Raw genomic sequence first — 23,159 nt, 5'->3', positions numbered from 1 at the left:
CGCCGCTGGCCCGAATGATACCGGATTAACGTGCCGACTCATGGCGAGGAGCCCGATGCACCCGGCAGCACAAAACCGTAGCGGCGGAAAATCGTTCTGCCGGCTTCGCCGGAGACGAAATCGGCAAAGGCTTTGGCCGATGAATTGTCCTCGGCCCGTCTCAGGATGACGTAACCCTGATCCAGAGGCGAATGCAGATTCTCCGGAATCAAGGAATATCCGCCCTTAGGCTTGAGCATGGGACTCTCGGCCAGGGACAGGGCGATGATGCCGACCTCGGCGGCGCCGGTCTCGGCGAACTGGGCGGTCTGCGCCACATTCTCGCCGAACACGAGTTTCTTTTCGACTTTCGGCCACAGACCGGCCTTTTTCAACGCCTCCTCCGCACGCATGCCATAGGGGGCGTGCTTGGGATTTGCAATGGCGATCTTCGTAATGTCGGGCTTGGCTAGATCGCTCAATTTCATGTCGGCCGCGTTCATCCTGGCGCTCCACAAAACGATGCGTCCCCGAGCGTACAGCCGCACCTCGGAAGCGGTCAGCCTCTGCTCCTTCAATTGCTGTGGGAACTTGACGTCGGCGGAGAAGAACAGATCGAATGGCGCTGCCTGTACGATCTGCTCGTAGAACCTGCCGGAAGATCCGGTCACGAGGTCCAGCGTTGCCTCCGGATGCTCCTTCCTGAAAGCCCTAGCGATCTCCTCCATCGCGAACTTGAGATCGGCCGCCGCCGCGATGGTCAGCCTGGAAGGCTCTGCCGCCCAGGCGGAATACCCGAACATCAGCAGAATGACCGAAAACACCGAAACCAAACGCTTCATCAATTCGTGCTCCGCTTTTTTCATTAAAACGCGTCTAAAACGCATCGGAATCGCATTCGATAGGGAAAAGATTTTGGCGATATGCTCGGAAAAGCATATCGAACTCAATTGTGCAAACCCTGCACCGCTCATGATCCGATCGCCAGGCCAATGTAAATACGGACGCGCATCGATGGGATAGACGGATCACTCATGGAGCGTTCTGAGTCCGTATGAAAACCGTAGATGATGTGACACAGGCATTGGCGTTCGACCGCGAAACCTATTAATCAGGCCCGTAAATACCCTCCTGGTATTTCGGGCCGCCGCCCAGGCCGGTACACGCTTAGGCCTGGGCTCACGCGGCTTGTCGCCGCGCCGGGGCATCCCTGCCCCGGATTAACCCGGCCTATATTTATAGGCCGGGTTAATAAAGCGGATTGGTTCTTGTTACCGGTATGGAACAGTACTTATTACCGAATGCCGCAACTTAGTCTAGAGTTTTGCACCACAAAAAGGGATAGACACTGAATATCCGAGATTGCAGGCTAACCCTTCACCGCCACTGGATCTGGCCGCGGAACGAACCGTTTCCCATGCCTACAGGACTGTAACGAGTTATCACAATGAATGCCCTTAACATCACACCGATTATCCGCCTCGTGCTTATCGACGGCGACCCCGATTGCCGCCAAGTCTGTCGACAGGCGCTCGAGCAGCATTCGATCTATCGATTCGAGGTCATCGAAGCCGGTACCGGCCGTCTGGGGCTGAAATTGATTCGGGCTGAGAGGCCCGACTGCATCGTGGTCGACCGGCGATTGCCGGATTTCGACATAAACGAGCTGCTCGCCGACATGGCCGTGGATATGGGCGAATTATCCACTCCGGTGATCATGATGACTTCCGATGACGGAGCTGCGGCGACAACGGACACGTGCAAGAACGGCGTCTCGGATTATGTTGCGAAAACCGGTGAACTCGAATTCGTACGGCGATTGCCGGACCTGATTGCCCGCAACGTAAACCAGACTCGACTTTTGCGCGAAAAGGAGGAAGCCCTGGAGCAGTTACGGAAAGCCGAAGCCAAATACCGCGCTCTAGTGGAACAAATCCCCGCGATTACCTATATCGCTTCGCTCGAGGCTCCGGGAAAGCTATTGTACGTAAGCCCGCAGACCGAACAGTTCGGATACGCCCCGGAAACCTGGCTGGACGACCCTCTCGGCATCGGGCTGATCAAGTGGGTCCATCCCGACGACCGGGAAATGGTCATCGAGCAGTTTGCAGGAACCTATGAGCATCATGCGCCGCTCCGTTGCGAATACCGGGTGATCACACAAGACGGCAAGGCGCGCTGGGTTTTGGACCAAGCCAGTGTCGTTCACGACGACGCCGGCCGGCCGCTGTTCCTGCAGGGCACGCTCGTCGACATCAGCAAGGACAAGGACGTCGAACAGCAACTGGCGTACTATCGCCAGCGCCTGGGTGAATTGGACGCTCAGCGCTCGGAGCCCTGGAAAAAACAAGCCGACCTGCTCAAGGTTGCCAATGCAAGCGTCGACAAGGCTTTGTACGACCGCATCGAATTCGAGCAGTGCTTGGAAAATCTCTTGGCGGCTCCCTGCGAGAACCGATCCGACTATGTACTTTGCTATATCGATCTCGATCGCTTCAAGATCGTCAATGAGACCTACGGATGCGCTGCTGGAGATCAATTGCTGCAATCAGTCGGGCAGGCTCTGGAAAGACGATTGCGGCAGAGCGATATTCTCGGGAGTCTCGGCGAGGACAAGTTCGGTCTGTTGCTGGAGAACTGTCCGATCGAGCGGGCATGGATCGTGGCGAACAATCTTCGGGACGCCGTCAGGAGCTGCCGATTGTCGTGGGCAGGAAAGGATTTGTGGGTAAGCGTCAGCATCGGGATTACGGCTTTGACGGCCGCAAGCGGCGATGCGTCTTCAGTGCTCCGGAGCGCTGACAACGCGTGCCGCATCGCCAAGCAAAAAGGCCGTGATCGCACCTACATTTTTGACGGCCAGGGTACCGACTATCTGAACGAGCCGCTTACCGCAAAGTATCAGGCGAGAGGCAGGAGAACAAACTGGCCGGCGATCGTCGATTCCAACGCGGTGCCGCTAAGAAAGAAGGCCTGAACGGCACGGCGTAACCGACAAGCGAAGCCGGAGCCATGCGGCTCCGGCTTTTCGTTGGCGAAGCTCTGAATACGGATCTATTCGATGCGAAACAGGCTAGCCCCGTTCTTTCAACGCCACATAATCGCGCGTGACCGGGCCGGTATAAAGCTGTCTCGGACGGCCGATACGCTGTTCGGGGTCGGCCATCATCTCCATCCAGTGGGCCATCCAACCGGCGGTACGCGCTACCGCAAACATTGCGGTAAACATGCTCATCGGAATCTTCAAAGCGCGGTAAATGATGCCGGAATAAAAATCGACGTTGGGATATAGCTTGCGTTCGATGAAATAGTCATCCTTCAACGCGATCTCTTCCAATCGAAGGGCAAGATCGAACAGCGGATCTTTGGTATCGGCCAGCTTTTCCAGTACTTCGTAACAGGTCTCGCGGATAATCGTCGCGCGCGGGTCGAAGTTCTTGTACACGCGGTGACCGAATCCCATGAGGCGGAACGGATCGTTCTTATCCTTGGCGCGGGCGATGTATTGGGGTATGTGCTTCGCATCCCCGATTTCCTGAAGCATCTTGATGACCGCCTCGTTTGCGCCGCCGTGTGCCGGACCCCACAGTGCCGCAATTCCCGCGGCGATACAGGCGAAAGGATTGGCCCCCGAACTCCCGGCCAAGCGCACCGTCGAGGTGCTCGCGTTCTGTTCATGGTCGGCATGCAACACCAGCAGCAAGTCCAAAGCCCGCTCGGCGACCGGATCGACCTCATAGACCTGAGTCGGCATGGCAAACATCATATGCAGAAGATTGCCCGTATAGCTCAGGGAATTATCGGGATAGATTTGCGGCTGTCCCATGGTGTATTTGTATGCCGCCGCGGCTATGGTCGGCATCTTGGCAACCAGGCGGAGCGCCGCCAGTTCCCGCGATCTCGGATCGTGGATATCCAAGTAATCGTGGTAGAACGCCGAAAGCGATCCCACTACCCCCACTAAAACCGCCATCGGATGGGCGTCATGATGAAACCCCTGGTAAAAGAGCCTCAGGGATTCGTTGATCATGGTGTGGTGCACGACCTCATGGGTAAACTGCCTTAATTGGCTTTCATTCGGCAACTCGCCATACCACAACAGATAAGTGACCTCCAGAAAGTTGCTGCGGGCCGCCAACTGTTCGATGGGGTATCCGCGATACAGCAGAATTCCTTGTTCGCCGTCGATAAAGGTTATTCCACTCGCACAGCTCGCCGTCATCGCAAAACCGGGATCTACGGTAAAACAACCGACCTCGGAATAGAGCTTGGAAATATCTAGGACGGACGGCCCCATCGTTCCCCTGATCACCGGCAAAGACGTAAGACGTCTGCCTTAAGGATCGGTCAAATTGATGTATTCGTTGGTCATAGTGGTTTCCGTTTGGATTTGATCTGACTAGAAATAGCGGCTTTCCATAGACCTAGACTCCAGTTTACTCCCGCGCAGCATACGGCCAAAGGAGAGTCTCAACGAACATAATTAGTGTTCGAGTGTCGACCGGCTATTCGATATGCGTTTTTTGACCGCTTGTCGGTTCATAAGCCGGCATCAGACGACGAACGACAAAGCCCACGATGCAGGTACAAATTTGTCTTATTTGATTGCGACCATCCTGAGTAAGTTCGCCGGCAACCGACACTCTGGGACGTGCTTCTGCATTCCAGGCTCTCGCCGCGGCGTGGAGTTGGCGGGATGGAAAGTTGTCGGCTTAAAGTGTGCCGAGGGGAGCTGAAAATGTTTGCCGATCGGCATTCATTCCGATTTCGTGAATTTCGGGGCGATTCCGAGCATCAGAAATTGACGCGTATCCCGAATTCTCCGGCGCGGCCAGGCTCCGGTGCGATATTGCGGAGGTAAGACGTGGAGTTGCGAATGGTTTCATTGAGCAGGTTCTTGCCTCTTATGAATACCATGAGCTCGGCATAGTCGGCGACCGCCAGTCGGTACTCGGCGCCGACATTGAACAACAAATAGCCGTCCGTTTTCGTTTCATTCTCGCCCGGATTGTTCTGCGCCTCGGCATTCATCAGCCGGGCGAAGGCGGTGAGTTTTTCGAAGCCGTAATCCAGCTGAAAACCGTATCGGAGCGGCGGCATGCGCGGGACATCGCCGCCATGATCGAAGCGGCCGCGCACGTAGTCTGAAAACAAGGTGAGATCCAGCTTCCCGAAGACTTGGTCGAACACCGGAAACTTCAGGCTCGCCTCGAAGCCCTTGAACGTGGCGTCCAACTGCGTACTTTCCAGCACCGGAATACACGCGTCCTCCTCGGAGCACACGGTTTCGAATTCCTCGGTTTCCCGGTTGAAAACCGTGCCGGGGCTACGCTGAAAGATGTAATCGTTGACCCAATTGTGAAACAAATTGACTTCGGCGCTGACCCAACCGGGGTTATAGCGGAAACCGAGGTCGAGATTGTAGGAGGTCTCTTCCGAAAGCGCCGGATTGCCGAGCTCGAAACTCCTGGTCGCGGCGTGGAAACCGTTCGAGAAAAGCTCCTGGACCTGGGGCGCCCGCTGGGAGCGGGTTACCGCGAAGGTCACAGCCGCATCGTCGCGAACGTTCCACACGGCCGAGCCCGAGGCGCTGACCGGCGTGTGCGAAACGCTCTTCAAGCTATCGGGGGTAATAGTCTGATCTTCGACGCGCAACCCCAACTCGAACAGGACGTTGCGCCAATGCATGTCCTCCACGGCGAAAAAACCGTAGGAGGAAATATCCGATTTCGGCACTACCGCCTCTTCGCCAACGGCGGAGAATTCGCTGTCCTGAACCTGCACGCCGACTACTCCGTGCCAGGAACCGACGTTCTTGTGAACCAGCTCTATCCGCCCTTCCACCGCCTCGTTGCTGAACACGGTGCCCGTGGCGCCGTTCTCCCGCTCGACATGGCGGTAATCGGTGTAACCGAGGCGCATTTTGAGCGTCTCGACGAAAGGCGCGGGATCGTAGAGCTCGCTCTTGAAATCGTAGCGGGACTGCTCCATATCGACCCGAATTCTATCCTGCCCCTCCGCTTCTTCGTCACCGTGCTCATGTCCATGGTTATGCGCGCCGGGCGGAATGCCGTAATCGTTTTCCAGTCGGTTGACGGAGAATCCGAAAAAGCCCGGGTCCCCGATGAACGAGAAGCCTACCGTGCCGCCCCGTGCCCTCGCGTCCGTGTTGGCGATATATCCTTTCGTATTGGCGATGGCTTCCTCATGGCCTTCCTCGCCGTGCGAGGCCGCTTCCGCCTGTTCATCGATGGCGAACCCCGGAATCTCGACATTGTTCCGATCGCGATAGAAACCATCCAGGTGCAGGGCGAAGATGCCCTGCCCCGCGTCCAAGCGCAAAACACTCGTAGTTTCGTCGGATACGGTGTTGTAGCGCTGTTCCGCCGCGCCGGTAACGACCTTCTCCGGCAGCCGATCGGGAATTCGGTTGTCGATGACATTGACCAAACCACCGATGGCTCCGCTGCCGTACAAGAGAGTTTGAGGCCCCCGCAGCACCTCGATACGCTCGGCGAGAATCGGCTCGACGGCATTGGCATGATCCGGACTCAGGGTAGACACGTCCTGAATTCCAAGGCTGTCCTGCATGACTCGCACGCGCGGACCGCTTTGCCCGCGGATGACCGGTTGGCCGACGCCGGCGCCGAAAGACGAGCTGGTCACCCCGAGTTCCTGATTCAAGGTTTCGCCGAGGGTATTGCCAACTTTCCGAGACAGCTCATCACCCTTCAAGGCATTGAAGGGACGTGCCATTTCCTCGGCCAGTTTATGCACCGGCGCGGTGATCAATACGGGCTCCAATTCTTTTACGGATTCCTCTTCGGCTGCCACGGACGAAGCAAAAGATGCGGCTGAAGCCATCAGCAGGACGACTCGCTTGTTCATGTTTCTTATAAGGTCCTATCGAGCTAATGTTATAGCGTTACATATACGTTACGAATTCGAGCGAGTCGACAGCTCTCGGCCCGATACGCTTTGGCTCAGGCGTCAGCCGCGTCCTGCGCGCAATGGGCGCACAAGCCGTGAATTTCGATAGCTTTCCGGTGGAGAATAAATCCCGCCTGCTCCACTTCACTCGCGACCGCTGCCATTACCTCGGCTCCCGGTCGCTCCTCGACATTCCCGCAATGTTCGCAAATCAGCAACAGCTGCTCGTGCCTCCGCTCAGAACAGTTGCAACCGATAAACGCATTGAGGCTTTCCACACGGTGGATCAGGCTCTGCTCCATCAGAAACTCCAAGGCCCGGTAAACCGTCGCCGGCTTTGCGGCTTGCTCGAACGGTTTGATTTTGTCGAGCAGGTCGTAAGCCTTGACCGCGCGATGACTTTCCCAGATGAGTTCGAGCACCTTGCGGCGGATCGGCGTCAGCCGAACTTCGCGCTGGGCGCACAGCTGCTCCGCCACGCGGAGCGCTCGGTCGACACAACCGCGGTGATCATGGGTGGGCATCGTGTACACTTTTTGACTAGGCGGAGTCCTGACATTCATTGCTTGGACCTCAAGCGCTGCGTTTTTATGTTACTTTATAACATCTCTACAGTGGCGACAAGCCAAATGTCTTGGAACGAGGTCGATCCTGTATTCGAGCGGAGTGCGTTCTCCGCGAGATAACGATCAAGCCGATCCAGACCATTACTCGAGGGCAGGCACCAAGCGATTCTACCTGCCCGGCAAAGGCGGCAATCTCGGCAGCGGAGGCGCCGGCAAATCAGAAAGGCGAGGCAGCTCCGGTAGCCGTGGCAAGCCCGGTCGCTCTATCGGAACATACCGATGCCTGTCGTCGTAATAGTGGTGGTGATGCTCGTGGACATGAACAGTTTTGTGGTGGCGGTGCTTATGATGTTTATGTTTGTGGGCATGTTTTCCCGAAGCCACGGAAGATCCGCTAAACACGATAAGCAATACGGCCAGGATCGGCTTCAACATCAAAATGCGCATGGATTGGAACTCCCCCCTTGATTGCAAAACGCCGCGTATTTTATGCAAAGGCAAGGCCAGGATTCCCGCCTATCGTGATAGCGGATCCAACTCGCTCAATTCCAATACAGTAGTCATCAATAAATTGGAGCCAAAAGAGCAATCTCGCTCCTGGACGTCGGGATCTGACGACAATTTCTCGCTCCGACATGACACCCGATACGCTGAGCTGCCATCCGAAACCGTTTTATTCGATGCGGGCAAGATCGGGAAGAACCCGGACTTCGGTCGATAGTTGATAAGGGTGGCCGCTCGGAGAGCGCAACTCCACTTCGACCAGATACGCACGATATTTGTCACAGGGCGCACGCACGAGAATGGCGGCGCCATTCCGCTCCGGATTGAGCGCCAGGCTACGACTCGACCAAGCATCGTTACGAAAGTCGCGATCCGAGGACTCGGCGGTCCAAAGACGTATCGCGGTCGGTTTCGCGTTGGTCTTGACCTGTATCATCTCGGTATCATCCCCCCGTTGCGTATGCGTCCATGCCAGCCTGGGCAGCGGATGATTGTCGGCGACCATTTCAAAAAAGCTTGCAAGCGTCTGCCTGGCTTCCAGAGTACTACCCGCACCGTGACCCGCATTCGGCGCCTGGAACAGCAGTTTGGGCTCGGGCAGGTCATGCCAGTAATGACGCAGCGAGTCGACTGTCCAATAAGGATCGTTAGTCCCTAGCAACAGCAACTTCGGCATTCTGTAACGTTCGCGATAAGCGTAGGGGTCCACCCACACGCGCAACCGCTGCAGAGGACTGTCGTCCAGGGCCCGATGCAGCCCCAGATCGGTGTAATCGTGGATATACTCGCTTTGCCGGCCATAGACTTTCTCGGTCCATTGCAGTTGCGTCTTGATGTTCAACATGTCGAACACCATGGGCGCGATGGCTTTGACCCGCCCATCGACGGCTGCCGTCAACCAGGCCGTCCAACCTCGTTTGGAGGCACCGGCGACCAGAAACTTCTCGATGCCGACACTCAATGTCCGCCCCACAAACTCCTGAACCGCATCCATGCCCCGCACCGCGCTTTTCACCATAGGGAAAAGCAACGGCCAGGTCTTGTCGTTCGTTTCCGCATACCGATCGAACGTATAAGCGACAAGCGCATCTTCGCTACGCCCATACAATGGTTGATTGGGAACGCCGGTAATCGCAGCCGCAATGGCTCCGGCTCGTTCCGCCACCGTCTTCAACAGATCGATGCTGGCGGCACCATCGTGGGTTATCAGAAGAAAGGCAGTCTTGGGATTACGCAGCTCGAGCGGCCGGACGATCACAAGACCGTGGCTCCACGTTTCGCCACGCCACTTCTGGGATATCAACTCCAAACGGATCAGCGTTCCCCACGGTTCTTGGGCTTCCGACTCATACCGCCAATGGTACGCGGTGTCCGGCGCATTAACATAGTCTTCGAGCGCTCCCGCCATTCCTCCTCCACTCCACAAAGGCGCTAGCAACATCAAACCAAGAACGAAACCACCCCGGCCAAAGAAATGGTGACTCGAGATACGAAGGTTCCTCAACCTCATGATCGATCACAATGCGTTTAGGCAATCGACCTATAGACCGACAAGCGAAGTATTTTCCGAGGTCAATCCAACGCAACGTCCTTTAGATCCGAACGAGCCCTTGGCTGCCCCGCCATAGCCAAGACAACTCTTTGTATTATCACATTTTTCTTTAATTCTTGAGGGAACTTTCGCCGCCGGATTTTGTTTAATGTTACATGGAAAACCGGTTATTTATTCACAGCATCTAAAGAGCATAACTTTGCCTAAATCAAGCCGGAATCAAGTCTTAGCCTTCGGTCCTGACCTATTGTCTTGCGCCAGGCTCAACGTCGCTTCCCGCTAAATCTCGGCCGCAAATTGTCACTGTAAGTGTTTTTGGAGCGATTCCCCAGTGCCAATCTTCCACCCCCACCATAGGACAGCGCTGTGATGCGTCGGCAGTAACCTGAGGCGCCTTAAATAACCACTCTTCGATCCGGATATTCCGGCAGCTTTTTTCTACTTCCCAGACGAGCGGTACAACGCCATAGCACCCCGCAAGCAAGCCTTGCCCCAGGGAAATGCATTAAAGGTGATGTGTACGGCAGGAGTAACCAAGTTATGAATCACGTAAAAGAACGCGAAGACACCGTAGACGCCCCAGCGGCTTCGATTCCGTCCACGGCCTATCTCGAACACGAAGAACAGCCCGTGGCGAGCCCCGAAAAGCCGACAGCGCGAAAAGTCGCGAGGAAAACGGCAAAGGCCGAACTACCGAGCGTTTCCCCTCTGGATTTGCCGAATGATGTATTCGAAGCGGGACTGGCGCGGCGCAAGCATAATCGTGCGGCGATACTCAATTGGATAAGGGAAGCCTTGGTGGAAGGCACGGACTACGGCCGCATTCACCTCTTCAATCGGGAAAGATGCGCCTTTGCCAGGCGCGGCGAAGCGGAGTCGTGCCCGATCAACAGCCACTGGAGCAAGCCGAGTCTATTCAAGCCGGGTGCCGAAAAAATTTGCGGGATGCTCGGAGTGACGGTGCATTATCCCAATCTCACCGCCTATGAGCAGGCCGCCCTGTCGGGACAGCGTCTCGGTACGATCATTCTCCGCTGCGAACTGCGAGACAGTCAGGAACGGACGGTCGCGGAAGGCATTGGAGCACGCAGCGTGCAGCAGGACAATGGGGACCTGAATAAAGCCCTCAAGATGGCGGGAAAGTCGGCGCATATCGATGCGACTCTGCGGATGGCGGGCTTAAGCGAAGTGTTTACGCAAGACCTTGAGGACATGCAGCTAGGGCCGGCCTCGAAGCCACAAGCCGCTGTTACTACCGGCAAATTCACCGAGGGCGAAGGCGATGCCAACGATCGGATTCCGGCCGAATCGACACCGTCTTCGGAAGCTGGCGGCCGGGGCTACAGGTTCTGCAGCCTTTCCCTCACACAGATCGAGCAATTGGAGACACGGATCAAGGAACTCGGCTTGGACCGCGAGCGCGTGCTGCGTTGGGTCAAAGCCGCGAGCAAGAACAAGTTGAACGCGTTCGAAGAGTTGACGCCTGAAGTCTACGATAGGCTCGTTCAGAAATTGGAAGACTGGGCTAAACCGGACGCGACTGAGAAGGGGTAAGCGGCGTGGAAACAAAGCTTTATGAGATTGCCGAGCAATACCAGGAAGCCTTGAATAACCTTACGGATCTGGATTTGCCTCCGGATGTGATCAACGACACATTGGAAGCACTTACGGGCGAGATCTCGCTTAAAGCATGGAACATCGCTGCCGCCCTCCTGCACATGGAGGGCGAAGCCGAACTGATTCGTCAGGCCGAAGAGCGGATGAACCGGCGACGCAGAGCCTTGGAAACTCGTGCGGCCGGTTTAAGGCAATATCTCAAGATTCAGATGGAACGTATCAATATACGTGAAATCAGGAGTCCTCAATTCATTATCAAAGTCAAACAAAATCCGCCGAAAGTAATTCTCGATGATGAGTCGGCTATCCCCGAGACATTTAAACGCGAGGAAAGCGTGGTTCATATTGACAAAAACGGAATCAAACAAGTGATCTTGTCCGGACAGGCGGTTAAGGGCGCTCATCTTGAACAAGAAACCCGGCTCGATATTACTTGAGAAGCGGTGTCGATTTACGACAACGAACGATCCGAAAGTATTCGAGAGTCAACCAAATTTATTGCGTTTTCGTTACATTAGCGTTACGGATGTCGCGACACAGATATACCCCGAAGAGTGCGACTGCCGTAATGCTATACGGGAATATAGTTACCTACGGGCGATTACTTATGGAATTAGGTGCGGAAAGATAGTTTATTTATCGTACCAAGGAGCGGAGCTGAAGCCGTTATTGATGGATATATGTTTTGACCTTCGGCGCACATGTTATTTGAGTGGGTATTGAGGAGTTATCTAGTGAACAGGAAATTGTATGTCGGAAATCTGAATTACGGCCTTGGAAACGATGATCTGCACCAGCTTTTTGCGCCACATGGTACGGTATACTCGGCCCATGTGATTATGGATCGGGAAACAGGGCGCTCCAAGGGTTTCGGATTCGTGGAAATGGGCAGCGCTCAGGAAGCTCAGGCCGCGATTGCGGCCTTGAACGGTAAGGAGGTAAGCGGCCGCAGCCTAACGGTAAACGAAGCCCGTCCTCCCCAAGACAGAGGTGAGCGCAACGGCAGCTCCAACCCTTTCGTTACCGCAGCAAGGCGTAACGGGAGTTATAACGACCGCCGTAGCTAATCAGCACAATCGACTTCGAGCGCCGGCCGGTTCAACGGAATCGGTCGGCAGCCTCAGCCAACCGGTCCCGTCTATCCCTCGGGTAATTTCTTCAGCTTACGAACATCGGGCATCGAGTCACCGAGTTCGCAACGCGGCGGCGAGGTCCTGCGCCAAGGCGTCGAGCGCCCGGCTTTGCGCGGTTGCCAACCCTACGTAACTGCTATTCGCGGCAGGGATGGCCACGTTGGTATGTCCGCGGCGGACCGCCGTTTCGTCATTCATTTTGATCGTCCACAGCGCTTCGAAAACGGCTCTATCTTTCGGGCGAAGTTCAAATCGGGAAATATCTATGAGAATCCGCACATTCGGATCAAGAGACGTCGATTGGGCGTAGGCGGTTACCGTCGCATCGCCAACCAGACGGGAAAGGCGAGCGGCCAGTGCGCTCGTGATTTCGTCCTTCAACGGCGCTGCCCAGCGATGCTGCTCCAGAACCTCGACTTCATGTTCGCCCTTGGTAACGACTAGCTGGGGCTGATCCAAAGCGGCGGGAATCGTCACCGGCCCCACCACGATTATTTTCGCGCTATCGCTCAGAGTGCCCCGTGCGGCCACCGGGTCGTTCGCCGGCATCAGCGTATAGAAACGTGCCGGCGCGGAACCGCCACACCCGGCGAAAAGACTAACGAATATCGTCATCCACAGAAAACGGATCATGGCTGTTTCTCTTTACCCATAAGAAGCGATTCCGGATGGCGCTCCAGATAATCCAACATCACGCGTAACGATTGAGCTGCCCGGGAAACCTCGTTCAGCGCGTCGCGCGCATCGTGCTGGAGCGGTCCGTCGGTGGCAAGCGTCTTCTGGGCTTCGGTCAGGGTCCGTCTAGCGTCGATAATCGTGGTCTTCATCTCCGGCATCAGCTCGCGATCCAAATTGGAGGTCAGCCGCTCCACGCTCTTAAGTGTCTGATTCAACGATGCCATGGTTTTCCGCAGGTCCGCGGCGATCTCGTCGAGCGGTAATTTGTCCAGTTTTTTCACGATATGTTCCGCGCTGTCCGAGAGCGATTGCAAAGTGCCCGGCATGGTCGGAAACTCAGGCGGGTCCCGCGTCCAGTCCAAATGTGCCGACGGCGCAGACGGGAAGAAGTCGAGAGCGACATAGAGTTGCCCCGAGATTAGGTTGCCTGTGCGCAATTGCGCACGAAGCCCTTTCTCCACCATTCGGCTCAACTGTCTCTCCACGGCCTCGCGGGTCGTGGTGATAAGTTCGCGTTTTTGATTGCGTATCATCCCACCCCAACTCAGGCCGATATCGACCGCAATACGGAAACGGTGGTTCTGCGTATCCCACTCGCCCCGGATGCCGGTGACCTCTCCGGCAGGCAAGCCTCTAAAATCGAGCGGCGCACCGACCGAAAGCCCTCGTATCGTTTCGTCGAAATACAAAACCATCGCGCGCCGTTCGGTTTTGGGTGGCGCGAAGGCCGCGGACCGATTGGCGTAAAGGGTAAACGCCGTGTTTTCCACCGCAGGCTCGACTTTTCCGTCGCCGGCCGGCATGGCGAAAGCGATTCCGCCGAGCATGATGCTCATCAGCGACTCCGTGTCGATCTTGACGCCATTGGCATCGAGTGTTAAGTCGAGACCGCTGGCGTGCCAAAAACGGGTGTCGGCGGTCACGAACCGGTCATAGGGCGTTTCCACGAAAACTTGTATGGTTACACCGGTCCCCGCAGGATCCATTTCGAAGCCCAGCACCTTGCCAACCGCAATGTGCCGGAAATAGATAGGAGATCCTACATCCAAAGAGCCCAGATCCTCGCCCTTGAGAGCGAAGCGCCGGCCCTGCAGATCCGATGTTAGAATGGGCGGGACGTCCAGACCGCGGAATTTGTATTTCCGCTCCGTCGAACTCCCCACGTCCAAGCCGATATAAGAGCCGGAAAGCAAAGTACTCAAACCCGAAATGTTCCCGGCGACCACGCGCGGACGCACGATCCAGAAACGGGTGTCTTTCACCAGCCAATCCTCGGTTCCGTCACGCATTTGAGCGGTGACGATGACGCTGGTCCGATCTTCGCTCAGGGCGACATCGGCGACTTTGCCCACCTCTACGTCCCGATACTTGATAGGCGTTTTGCCCGGCTCCAAACCCTCGGCACTCATGAAAATAAGGGTGATCACAGGGCCTCGTTCCGAGATCGCTTTCCAGGCCAGCCAGGCACCGATCAGCGCCGCAACCAGCGGTATGACCCAAACGACGGAAAAGGCGAACCGGCTCGGCGGCGCTGCGACCGCCGTCGGCAACGCATCGCCCTTGTCGGTCTTCGAAGCGGAATTTGAATCGTTATCTCGAATGAACATTTTCTTGTACGGAATCCCATATCAGTCGCGGGTCGAAGCTCATGGCGGCAACCATGGTGAGCACCACTACGGCGCCGAAGGCAATGGCTCCGGGCCCGGCTTGGACCGCCGCCAGAGGGCGCACATCCACCAGGGCCACCAGCATGGTAACGACAAAAATATCCACCATCGACCAACGGCCGACCTTTTCGGTCAGCCGATATAGCCGGGTGCGGTCCAGCGGCCGCCAGCGCGATCCGGTCTGAACCGTCACCAAGAGTAGAGTGAGAGCCATCAGTTTCAGCAGCGGCACCATAACGCTGGCAAAGAACACCAGCAGTGCCAAAGGCCACGATCCCGATACCCACAGATAGATCACCCCGCTCATGATGGTGTCGACTTGAGCCCCGACGATCGAAGAGGTGGACATGACCGGCAACACATTGGCCGGAACATATAAAATCATGGCGGCGATCAGGAGAGACCAGCATCGACCGACGCTGTTCGGTTTGCGGACGTGCAGCACGCTACCGCACCGAGGGCAGTGCTGCTCGTGCTTCCCGGCCGGGGCATAGGAAAGCATTCCGCAGGCATGGCACGTCAAATAGCCGGCCCCTGAGTTTTGCTGAGTGGCGACGGGACAGCGCCGCCCCAACCGCGCCCAAATCTCTTCGCTATCCAACGAGGCAGCGGTCGCCGCCATCACGAAAATAAAACCGCCGAAAAGCCACAGCGACCAGCCCGGCTGAACAGTCGCCATGTGAGCGAGCTTGACCAGGGAAACCAGGATGCCCAGCATCAGGACTTCGATCATGCCCCATGGCCGCAGCACCTGAATCAATCTGAACACGGCGGCCTGACCCGGCGGCTTCTTATTCAGCTTCAGCGGCAGCAGCACATATAACAGTCCCAGAAGCTCCATGGCCGGTACCACAATGGTGGTAAACAGAACCAGGCCGGCCATCATTCCCATGCCCTGCTTCTGCAACTCGAGCACGGCACCGAGAAGCGTCGCCTCCGTGTGCTTGCCCTGGATGCTCAGCCCCAGAATAGGGAACAGATTGGCGACCGAAAACAGAATGAATGCCGCAAGGGAAAAGGCCAATGTCCGGTCCAGGGTGTCTTTCGGCGCATGATAGAGCTGCGCTCCGCAGCGGCAGCAGCGGGCGCTTTGCCCCGGCGCAAGCGGGACCTTGCGTTGCAAAAGATCACATTCGTGGCAAGCGCAGAGGTTTTCTAAATCGCCGAAGGCAGGGACAGCCGGCGCGGCGGGAACAACAGACGAACACACGAGAGAAAAGTCGTGGAATGAATGGCTTTTAAAAATCTGAAATGATGTGTTTACTTACTTAAAAATCCCCCTGATTCCGGAGAGCGGCGCAAAAGGTCCGAACGCACACCGGATAATACCTTAAGCTCCGCCGGAGAGGCGTCGCGTTTCCGGTGCATTCCTTAAATGACGGTCGATCCGTTTATCCGCCGATGAGAACAGTCGGCTGGCCCACGACGATCACACCGCCGTGGGCGGTCATGTCGCCCATGCGCGCCGCCGGCTGACCGCCGATCATCACCGTGGCCGAACCCTGAGCAATGGTATCCGGCGGTCCGACACAGGTTACCACATCGCCGACCCGAGCGGCGGGCAAAGAACCGATCAGCACCGTGGGCGCGCCGGGAGCCGTGATCGGCCCTCCCACATGGGGTTTGGGGCCGTCGAACATGGGACAGGTATGCATATCGGTGAGGCGGGCCGCGGGTTTGCTCATATTGCCCTCACTGTATCAGTCATTCGATCGCGCCATTACGCATTCGCACCGGCAAGCTTGGAGGCCAACCGGCCGTTGCCGCCGCAGGCAATGTCGATGCCCTGCGCCAAGAAGCGTTGGTACTTTTCCGGCGCTTTTTCCGGCTCGTTCTGAACCGCAGCCAACATGACCGCTCCGGCAACGGCTTTCCCGGTAAGATTGTCCGCGGGTGGAACGGCCGGCGCATCCGGTGGAGCCATGCTGCCCCCGCTCCAGAACGCCGCCACCGCCGCCCAGCTCCCCGCCCCTTGGAACTGATGCGCCTCCGCCGCGGCAAAAGCCGAACGCCGATGTTCCTCGCTGGGTTTGTAAACCCAGCGCTCGGCGAGTTCGAGCGGTTTTATCGCTGGCGAAGCAGGATCATTGGCTAAAGCGCTGCGGGCGCATAGGCAGGCCCACCAGGTCGACTCCCGTTTCGGAAGCGCCCGTGCGAGGAATTTAACGGCCTCGGGATACAAGGCGTTTTCCATAAGGAGGCGTAAAAAGCCAGCCGGGCTCATTTCGGGATTCAGCAATCGGAGTGCGGCTTCGTCGAGGTCGATATCACGGCACACGGCCGCGGCGTTGGGCGCAGAGACCTTGGTGAAAACGGGTTCAGTCATTTTGCTTTTCAGTCTCGGAGATTACAACTCGGTTAATTGATCATGACGATACCGCCCTTGGCGGTCAGCATTCCGTCGCCCTTTACCGTCGTCATGGGCGATTTCAGTTCCGCCATGCTGGTTCCCTCGATATTGACCATCATGCCTTTGATCGTGATGCCGCTTTGATCAATCTTGATACTGTTCTGCCCGACCTTGAGTTCGATCGACTGCATCGCCTCCAGCGTGCTTTTGCCCAGATCGATCTTGGTCTCCTGATTCCCCTGTTTGATCGACAAGGTGTGGTTGCCCATGTCCAGCACCACTTCCCGATTGCCCTGCTTGAGCTGCAGCTTGTCGTTGCCCTGCTCCAGGGTCGTCGTCCGGTGATTGTAGATGTCTATCGTCTGATCGCCGGGGTCCTTCTTGTCGAAACCGACCTTGAGCGTGGCGCTGTTTTCGACAACCACATTCATGTCTTTCTCGGCATGGATATAGATTTCCTCCTTCCCCTTATCGTCCTCCATGCGGATCTCGTTGAAATTGTCCTGTCCCCCGCCCTTGCTGCTGCGCGATTTGATGCCGGTTTGCGTGGCCTTGCCGGGCAAGGCATAGGGCACGGTCTGCTCCGCGTTGTAGACGCGGCCGGTAATGATCGGCTGATCCGGATTGCCTTCGAGAAAATCAACGATCACTTCCTGGCCGATACGGGGTATCGCAATCGCTCCCCATCCTTTTCCCGCCCACGGCTGGGACACCCGCACCCAGCACGAACTGGTCTCGTCCCGATTCTCCGCGCGGTCCCAGTGAAACTTGACCTTCACGCGTCCATATTGGTCGGTCCAGATTTCCTCGCCCGATTTGCCGACCACTATGGCGGTTTGCGGCCCGCGAACCATGGGTCTCGGCGTGCGATGGGCGGCACGAAACTGCTGCGTCTTGGCAATGGCGGAAATGCCGAGCTTCTCCGCGAAATCGCCGGCCGAGTCGCTCGCCGACTTATAGCGGTTGGATTGCAGCCGGAATTCCATTCCGGTAACCACGTATTCCTTGTTCTGATCCTGCCGGGGATGATCGATCAGCTTGAACAAGGCTCCGACTTCCAGGCCCGCGACGTTACCCTCGCCCGAAAACCGCTCGTAATCCGACTGGAGCGCCTCCAACCGCACTTTCGAGTAATGCGACCCGTCGGCATTCGCAACGTATCCTCCCGGATAATCGTATTGTTCGTATTTGCTGTAATCGTCCTCCGTCGGCCGGTTTGTCTTTTCGATCAAGGAGGCTTTGGGCTTTTCAAAGTCGAAATCGTTGACCGTGTAAGTCCCAGGCTGAATAACCCGCTTGAAGGACCAGGCGAAGATGTGATCCCGGAGCCGCCGTTCTTGATTCTCCGGGGGAAAGAAAGGGACTTCCGCATACCCGGAAACCGCCGAGTGGGCATTGGCGGAATCGATGAGATTGAGAATGTGCTTGTCGCTTTCGTGCTTGAAGAAATAGTAGATGCCTTCTTCTTCCAGGAGCCGATTGACGAAATCGAAGTCGCTTTCGCGATACTGTACGCAGTATTCGCGCTGCCGATAGGTTTCGCTCAGCGATTCCTGAATGTCGCCGCTGAAGCCATGCTCCTCGAAAATGGCCTTGACGATCTCCGGTACGGTTTTGTCCTGAAAAATGCGGCAATTCGTCTTGCGCGTCAGAAACCATAGCCACGGCCGCAAAACCGCCCGGTAATGCGCGAATTCGCCGAGATCGGGTTCCTGGCTGAATTGAACGGCATAGCCGTTGAAATAACGTTTGCCCCCGTTGGAAAGTTCAAGCGCGACGGTCAGTTTCTTTCCCAGAACGTCCTTGGCGGCGATATTCCGATTCTCGCTGAGCAAATCCACTTCAAGCTCGAACGAGCGGCTGAATTCCTCCCGCCCCTGCATTCGGAAGAACAACAAGACGTCTTTGCCCAAAGGACTCGTTACGGAAGCGGAGCGGAAATCCTGGGTGAACGACATAAAACTAACCCATTAGAATGATTGGAGACAATTTGTCGAATACTAACAAACCTGGGATATAGACCGATGATTTCAGGCGATTCCGCCCGAGACACCTTTCCGGTCGCAGCGAGCAACCACCGAATTCAAGACCGCGCGGCAACGATCAGAAACCCTTCCACAGGCACACCGGCCTCGTAGCGCAACATCTGCTGCTCGCCCCTCCGAAGGGAAAGCCCGGCGCTTTCCAGCTCACGTTGCAGGTAATCCTCCGTATGGCTGTAACGCCCGTGGAGATTGATCTTGTACCCTTCGGACGGCCGCTCGTCGTTACGTTCCACCGTGAAAATGAAGTATCCGCCCCGGCGCAGTGCCCGCCCTACCCGCTCGAAAACCGCGCTCAAATCGCCGAAATAAACCAGCGTATCGGCGGAGACGATCAGGTCGAACCGATCCGTGTGCCGTCCGATGTAGGCTGTTAATTCACTCTCGATCAAATCGTCGTATTGCCGTCTGGCATGGGCCTTCTCCAGCATTTTGACGGACAGATCCACGCCGGTCAGCCGACGCGCATAAGGACGCAAGAATTCCCCGCACAGCCCGGTCCCGCAGCCGGCGTCGAGCACTTCGAGGTCGACTCGATCCCGATCGTACAATGCGGCGACGGCTTCCTTGACCAAACCCGGAGCCCGATAATCGAGCCCCTTGAGCACGTAATCGAAACTATCGGCAAAGCTGTCGAACGTCATGCGGACGTAGTCGTCCGAAGCGCGCGCCGGGGCGTCCGTCCCGGCATACGAATGCAGCCGGTGCAGCGCCAGAGGATTGGTCGGATCGTGTTCCAGCCATTGACGGATCGTGGGCAATGCTTCCTCGACCAAGCCTTGCAGGTACAGCACATGGCAAAGATTTTCGTAATCGTCCGAGCGGTACGGCCGGAGATTGATCGCTCTGCGGTAAGCCTGGGCGGCCTCCCCGAATTTGCCCTGCTTCCGGAATACGTTTCCGAAATTGTGATAGAGCTCGGCGTTGTCCGGCATCAGTTCGATCGCCTTGGCGAATTGCTCCGCGGCTTCCTCGAAGCGCTCCAGATCCTTGAGAACGGTGCCGAGATTGTTGTGCGCAGCAACGTTTCCGGGATTCAGCTCGATCGCGCGCCGGTAGGCGTCCACCGCCTTTTCGGGCTTGCCGGCCTTGTTATAGATGTTGCCGAGGTTGTTGTACGCATCGGCATAGGTCGGCGCAATGGCGATGGCCTTTTCGATCGACTCGACGGCCAGATCGTCTCTGCCTCTCCGATGCGCGAGGATGCCGTAGAAATGAAGAATTTCGGGAATGTCCGGATAATTCTCCAGTAGTACGCTGAAAATCCGCTCGGCGTCATCGAGGCGATTCGCTTGCAGCAAGCGAATCGCACCGCTCAACGCCAACTCGGGGGTTACTTCCTCGATGCGGAAATCTGACGGTTCGTCGTCCAACATAGATCAACTTTCGGAATAGTACAGAGCGTGGAAATTCGGGCCTTTCTTTTTCAGCATCGCCGACACTTATATCGGAGCGGGAAGCGCACGATTGAAGGCCAAATAACAGGGTCTACAGACCCTTACCGGGCCGGTTTCACGTACGTGCCCGGGCCGCTGAACCGGAAACGTCAACCGGACGCGGTCGGGCGAACAGACGTCGCAAACATTCTTGCCGCACAAGCGGCAGTGATGACGCCACCGGACCGGAAATACTCTGCTGAATTCCTTATTGCATACCCGGCACGTGTTCGTCGCGCTATCCGGTTCCCAGTTCGGTATCCAGGGAGGACAGACAATCACCGGCAATAGAGCGGCCGTATATCCGTTATAAAATATCACCTTATGCTGGAATCTCATCCAGAATCTCTTGACGTACCGCAGTTCGCGGCTGGTGACGTTATAGCCATAATCCCCGGTTTTATCGAAAATACCGGATAATTCACCCATTCCGTCCAGGTGAAAATGGATTTTTCCGCCGCCATGCGCCAGCGAATATTCAAGCGCGGTTTTGGACCACCTCGTACCCATTTCAAGGCCTTCGGTATCCGCTTTTGTGGTGGCACCTAGGCTATATTCTTTGTTTGTTCCCCCTACGTCGACGCCGCCCAGATGCGCACCCGCCGGAAACTGGCGGTGCTTAATGGGCCTAGCCTGGTTAAAGTTTTGGAACTTCGTGTCGTCCATGCCTTTGAGCCCGCGCGCTCTCGCATTTCCCCAGTGTATTTCCCAGTCATCCTCCGCGGTTCTCCCGCCTCGCCGCTTGATATCGATGGTTCTTGGGCCAAGGCCGACAAGGTCGGCCTCCACCGGATTTCCGCGATCGAGATCCCGATAAAGATCGGCATTGTCGGCCTCATCGATATTCATACCAAAATGGATATCTTCCATATCGCTTAATGCAGTATTATCCGCGACCTTTATCTCGGGTATGGGTTGCCCTCCCATCGTCGCCGGGAATACTCCTTTCGTATTCGGTTGTGCTAGCGGCATTTATGTAATCTCCATTCGAAATAACGCCTAATAGAAAATGAATCGGGATTAAAGGAACACAAGAGGAAATTATAGAAGCTACTTAGCTCATCCTATGCATCTCTGGGGTCGAAATACGATCCGGATGATACACAGGATGGGTTTGGCCTTGATCTACGGACCTTACACCGGATATCTCGGACATCCTAGATTGCCTTTGTAAGTCCGCTATACCGGTATCTCGCGTCAATTGCTCAAGTGGAAAACCTGATAAGTGTACAGGTCCCGCTTTCCGCTGCTGGCCGGGGTAAAACTGAGTTTTTTGGTCGATACCGTTACACCGGTGCTGGTTGTCCAATCTTTCGGAGCTTGCCCAAGCGAAGCATTGACCACACAGTTTGCGATTCCGAAATCCCATGTCAGGTGTTTTTCGGTATTGATCGCCCAGGTGTGGGATGTCGTTTCTGCGGTCTCGAACGATTTGATGACCACGTCTTTGAATTTTTCCATGGGTATCCGGTCGAGAATAATGCACGTATTTACTTGCGTAGGAGCTCCTTGCAAAGGGTTATCGGGTCCCTTTCCGCTATTGCTGCGGGATGTTGCGTACGCCCCTGTCGGTGTATTCGTAAACCCGCCGCAAGCGCAGCCGGATTCGACACATCTGTTGGTATAGGTGGTGCAGCCGCATTTTATTCCGGCACCAGTGTCTTCCTTGCATGCGCAATTCGCCCCACTCCCGGTCTTGTGTTTTGCCGGGCCATGCCCGCAGTTTGTACAGGCGTGAGAGATCAGATAGTGCCCGCAAGTGCACCGATAGGCTTCTGCACGGTGTTCCAGCGCCTTCCGAAGTTTTTGATTGAGCTTGATCAATTCGGCCTGGAGCCAGAAGTCCATTTCTCTGCCGGGCGGGTCGCCGGCCTCCTTTGAGAGGAAGAAGGCGATCTGTGCGACCTCATTGGTTTTCTTGGAGTAAGTAAACAGGTGCTTTTTGAAAAAGTTCTTGTCGAACTTGATCATGATATCGACGCCGCCCGATCCACCGAATACCCACTCCTGGTCCAGGGTAAGCTTTCTGGTTAGTCTCGTCTCAGTGAGACCCGTCGGCGTGTAGTTCTTGTACGCCACCAAATCACGAGCAGTCTGCTCGGCCATGCTTTCTCCTAATCCCCGTCGGGGCTCACGTGCAGCATTTTATGCCGCGTTTTTTGAAAAAATGACCCGAACCCGTACCCAAATCCCTGATCCGGGACACTCAGTGCCCTCGATCGATGGGATTCGCCTCCATCGACCGAATCAGAAAACCCGAGCCAATTCGCCGTGTTCGTGCGTCCTGCGCCGCGCTCCAGCCCGTCGGACGCCCCAGTCGCCTAGTGCTTTTCGGTGACCGTGCGATCCTTGAGATTGACTATAAACGTGCGCCCGCGCTCGTCGCGTGCGATCAACGTCTCGGACTTCTTATCGATACGCAGTTCCTCGATATAAACCTCCTGTGCATCGGTTTCCTCGTGGGGGTCGTACTGCGTGGTATACAATTGCAAGGTCCAGAGTTCCTGACCGCTGGCTTCGTCGACCGCCGCGATAACGCCGCCGCTCTGTCCGAAGCCTCGTGAGCGCGCCGCACGCAGTTGCTCGTAGCGTATGCCTTTGTGGGTGACCGGCTTCGCCGCCGGCGCACGTCTCTTGGAAGATTCCATGCCTGACTCCTTTATTTGGGGCAGCGTAGCTGCGTCGCCCCATGCGAATATAGGAAA

General features: G+C 56.3%; 20 protein-coding genes. 5 read left to right on the top strand and 15 right to left on the bottom strand.

All coding sequences use genetic code 11. The annotated features are described in order from the left end of the window. Nucleotides 1-38 precede the first annotated feature (38 nt). Complete coding sequence (gene modA, locus ABJK70_RS02340; protein ID WP_347257337.1) at nucleotides 39-845, bottom strand: molybdate ABC transporter substrate-binding protein; 807 nt, start codon at nucleotides 843-845, stop codon at nucleotides 39-41. 581 nt (nucleotides 846-1,426) lie between these two features. On the opposite strand from modA, the gene ABJK70_RS02335 reads away from it, so the two are divergent. Beyond that, nucleotides 1,427-2,956 carry a diguanylate cyclase gene (locus tag ABJK70_RS02335; protein ID WP_156880893.1) on the top strand — a complete coding sequence of 510 codons (1,530 nt, stop codon included), beginning with the start codon at nucleotides 1,427-1,429 and terminating at the stop codon, nucleotides 2,954-2,956. A 96-nt stretch (nucleotides 2,957-3,052) separates the two neighbouring features. Here ABJK70_RS02335 and ABJK70_RS02330 read toward each other — a convergent pair whose 3' ends face one another. From ABJK70_RS02330 to ABJK70_RS02320, 3 genes are all read right to left on the bottom strand, one after another. After that, nucleotides 3,053-4,297: a citrate synthase gene (locus tag ABJK70_RS02330; RefSeq protein WP_347257336.1), complete on the bottom strand. Its 1,245-nt coding sequence runs from the start codon at nucleotides 4,295-4,297 to the stop codon at nucleotides 3,053-3,055. A gap of 476 nt (nucleotides 4,298-4,773) precedes the next feature. After that, nucleotides 4,774-6,867, bottom strand: a complete 2,094-nt coding sequence (locus tag ABJK70_RS02325) for a TonB-dependent receptor (RefSeq protein WP_347257335.1) — start codon at nucleotides 6,865-6,867, stop codon at nucleotides 4,774-4,776. 95 nt (nucleotides 6,868-6,962) lie between these two features. After that, the gene (locus ABJK70_RS02320; RefSeq protein WP_240502563.1) at nucleotides 6,963-7,433 is read right to left on the bottom strand and encodes a transcriptional repressor; all 471 of its coding nucleotides are present in this window, start codon (nucleotides 7,431-7,433) and stop codon (nucleotides 6,963-6,965) included. A gap of 321 nt (nucleotides 7,434-7,754) precedes the next feature. On the opposite strand from ABJK70_RS02320, the gene ABJK70_RS02315 reads away from it, so the two are divergent. Then, the gene (locus tag ABJK70_RS02315) at nucleotides 7,755-7,943 is read left to right on the top strand and encodes a hypothetical protein (protein ID WP_077731031.1); all 189 of its coding nucleotides are present in this window, start codon (nucleotides 7,755-7,757) and stop codon (nucleotides 7,941-7,943) included. Nucleotides 7,944-8,148: 205 nt separating this feature from the next. On the opposite strand, the gene ABJK70_RS02310 is transcribed toward ABJK70_RS02315, so the two are convergent. Then, a complete protein-coding gene (locus ABJK70_RS02310; protein WP_166642424.1) occupies nucleotides 8,149-9,387 on the bottom strand; it encodes a PhoPQ-activated protein PqaA family protein in 1,239 nt (412 codons plus the stop codon). Between the two features lie 684 nt (nucleotides 9,388-10,071). On the opposite strand from ABJK70_RS02310, the gene ABJK70_RS02305 reads away from it, so the two are divergent. From ABJK70_RS02305 to ABJK70_RS02295, 3 genes are all read left to right on the top strand, one after another. Next, nucleotides 10,072-11,085, top strand: coding sequence for a hypothetical protein (locus ABJK70_RS02305; protein ID WP_347257334.1), 1,014 nt, complete (start codon nucleotides 10,072-10,074; stop codon nucleotides 11,083-11,085). Between the two features lie 5 nt (nucleotides 11,086-11,090). Then, a complete protein-coding gene (locus ABJK70_RS02300; protein ID WP_077731029.1) occupies nucleotides 11,091-11,585 on the top strand; it encodes a siphovirus Gp157 family protein in 495 nt (164 codons plus the stop codon). Nucleotides 11,586-11,882: 297 nt separating this feature from the next. Next, the gene (locus ABJK70_RS02295; protein WP_086133961.1) at nucleotides 11,883-12,215 is read left to right on the top strand and encodes an RNA-binding protein; all 333 of its coding nucleotides are present in this window, start codon (nucleotides 11,883-11,885) and stop codon (nucleotides 12,213-12,215) included. A gap of 117 nt (nucleotides 12,216-12,332) precedes the next feature. On the opposite strand, the gene ABJK70_RS02290 is transcribed toward ABJK70_RS02295, so the two are convergent. The 10 genes from ABJK70_RS02290 to ABJK70_RS02245 all read right to left on the bottom strand — a co-directional run bounded on the left by ABJK70_RS02290 (nucleotide 12,333) and on the right by ABJK70_RS02245 (nucleotide 23,102). Next, nucleotides 12,333-12,914 (bottom strand): PqiC family protein, encoded by a 582-nt coding sequence (locus ABJK70_RS02290; RefSeq protein WP_077731027.1) that lies wholly within the window; start codon nucleotides 12,912-12,914, stop codon nucleotides 12,333-12,335. Beyond that, nucleotides 12,911-14,566, bottom strand: a complete 1,656-nt coding sequence (locus tag ABJK70_RS02285; protein ID WP_077731026.1) for an MlaD family protein — start codon at nucleotides 14,564-14,566, stop codon at nucleotides 12,911-12,913. The genes ABJK70_RS02290 and ABJK70_RS02285 overlap by 4 nt, the downstream gene beginning before the upstream one ends. Continuing rightward, entirely contained in the window at nucleotides 14,550-15,836 is a 1,287-nt protein-coding gene (locus tag ABJK70_RS02280) for a paraquat-inducible protein A (protein ID WP_347257333.1), read from the bottom strand. Before ABJK70_RS02280 ends, ABJK70_RS02285 begins: the two co-directional genes overlap by 17 nt. Before the next feature lie 181 nt (nucleotides 15,837-16,017). Next, a complete protein-coding gene (locus ABJK70_RS02275; protein ID WP_077731024.1) occupies nucleotides 16,018-16,311 on the bottom strand; it encodes a PAAR domain-containing protein in 294 nt (97 codons plus the stop codon). 35 nt (nucleotides 16,312-16,346) lie between these two features. Continuing rightward, nucleotides 16,347-16,952 (bottom strand): hypothetical protein, encoded by a 606-nt coding sequence (locus ABJK70_RS02270; protein ID WP_077731023.1) that lies wholly within the window; start codon nucleotides 16,950-16,952, stop codon nucleotides 16,347-16,349. A 32-nt stretch (nucleotides 16,953-16,984) separates the two neighbouring features. Next, nucleotides 16,985-18,934, bottom strand: a complete 1,950-nt coding sequence (locus ABJK70_RS02265; RefSeq protein ID WP_077731022.1) for a type VI secretion system tip protein VgrG — start codon at nucleotides 18,932-18,934, stop codon at nucleotides 16,985-16,987. Nucleotides 18,935-19,059: 125 nt separating this feature from the next. Beyond that, entirely contained in the window at nucleotides 19,060-20,394 is a 1,335-nt protein-coding gene (locus ABJK70_RS02260) for a tetratricopeptide repeat protein (RefSeq protein ID WP_347257332.1), read from the bottom strand. 66 nt (nucleotides 20,395-20,460) lie between these two features. Next, on the bottom strand, nucleotides 20,461-21,303 hold the full coding sequence (locus tag ABJK70_RS02255) for an FYVE zinc finger domain-containing protein (protein ID WP_347257331.1): 843 nt from the start codon (nucleotides 21,301-21,303) through the stop codon (nucleotides 20,461-20,463). A gap of 348 nt (nucleotides 21,304-21,651) precedes the next feature. After that, complete coding sequence (locus ABJK70_RS02250; RefSeq protein WP_347257330.1) at nucleotides 21,652-22,560, bottom strand: DUF2934 domain-containing protein; 909 nt, start codon at nucleotides 22,558-22,560, stop codon at nucleotides 21,652-21,654. 215 nt (nucleotides 22,561-22,775) lie between these two features. Continuing rightward, on the bottom strand, nucleotides 22,776-23,102 hold the full coding sequence (locus ABJK70_RS02245; protein WP_077731018.1) for a hypothetical protein: 327 nt from the start codon (nucleotides 23,100-23,102) through the stop codon (nucleotides 22,776-22,778). Between the last annotated feature and the right edge of the window lie 57 nt (nucleotides 23,103-23,159).

It is taken from the genome of Methylocaldum sp., from assembly GCF_039794385.1.
Classification (GTDB): domain Bacteria; phylum Pseudomonadota; class Gammaproteobacteria; order Methylococcales; family Methylococcaceae; genus Methylocaldum.
The sequence above is the reverse complement of the archived record's forward strand: the minus strand, read 5'-3'. Positions and strand labels throughout refer to the sequence as shown.

Bases quoted from the DNA above. Each gene is read 5' to 3' on its own strand.
- ABJK70_RS02335 (WP_156880893.1), top strand. From the start codon at position 1,427: ATGAATGCCCTTAACATCACACCGATTATCCGCCTCGTGCTTATCGAC.
- ABJK70_RS02320 (WP_240502563.1), bottom strand. From the start codon at position 7,433: ATGCCCACCCATGATCACCGCGGTTGTGTCGACCGAGCGCTCCGCGTG.
- ABJK70_RS02315 (WP_077731031.1), top strand. From the start codon at position 7,755: ATGCCTGTCGTCGTAATAGTGGTGGTGATGCTCGTGGACATGAACAGT.
- ABJK70_RS02260 (WP_347257332.1), bottom strand. From the start codon at position 20,394: ATGTTGGACGACGAACCGTCAGATTTCCGCATCGAGGAAGTAACCCCC.
- ABJK70_RS02310 (WP_166642424.1), bottom strand. From the start codon at position 9,387: ATGGCGGGAGCGCTCGAAGACTATGTTAATGCGCCGGACACCGCGTAC.
- ABJK70_RS02245 (WP_077731018.1), bottom strand. From the start codon at position 23,102: ATGGAATCTTCCAAGAGACGTGCGCCGGCGGCGAAGCCGGTCACCCAC.
- ABJK70_RS02305 (WP_347257334.1), top strand. From the start codon at position 10,072: ATGAATCACGTAAAAGAACGCGAAGACACCGTAGACGCCCCAGCGGCT.
- ABJK70_RS02255 (WP_347257331.1), bottom strand. From the start codon at position 21,303: ATGAATATCGATGAGGCCGACAATGCCGATCTTTATCGGGATCTCGAT.
- ABJK70_RS02275 (WP_077731024.1), bottom strand. From the start codon at position 16,311: ATGAGCAAACCCGCGGCCCGCCTCACCGATATGCATACCTGTCCCATG.
- ABJK70_RS02250 (WP_347257330.1), bottom strand. From the start codon at position 22,560: ATGGCCGAGCAGACTGCTCGTGATTTGGTGGCGTACAAGAACTACACG.
- ABJK70_RS02285 (WP_077731026.1), bottom strand. From the start codon at position 14,566: ATGTTCATTCGAGATAACGATTCAAATTCCGCTTCGAAGACCGACAAG.
- ABJK70_RS02290 (WP_077731027.1), bottom strand. From the start codon at position 12,914: ATGATCCGTTTTCTGTGGATGACGATATTCGTTAGTCTTTTCGCCGGG.
- ABJK70_RS02270 (WP_077731023.1), bottom strand. From the start codon at position 16,952: ATGACTGAACCCGTTTTCACCAAGGTCTCTGCGCCCAACGCCGCGGCC.
- ABJK70_RS02325 (WP_347257335.1), bottom strand. From the start codon at position 6,867: ATGAACAAGCGAGTCGTCCTGCTGATGGCTTCAGCCGCATCTTTTGCT.
- modA (WP_347257337.1), bottom strand. From the start codon at position 845: ATGAAAAAAGCGGAGCACGAATTGATGAAGCGTTTGGTTTCGGTGTTT.
- ABJK70_RS02265 (WP_077731022.1), bottom strand. From the start codon at position 18,934: ATGTCGTTCACCCAGGATTTCCGCTCCGCTTCCGTAACGAGTCCTTTG.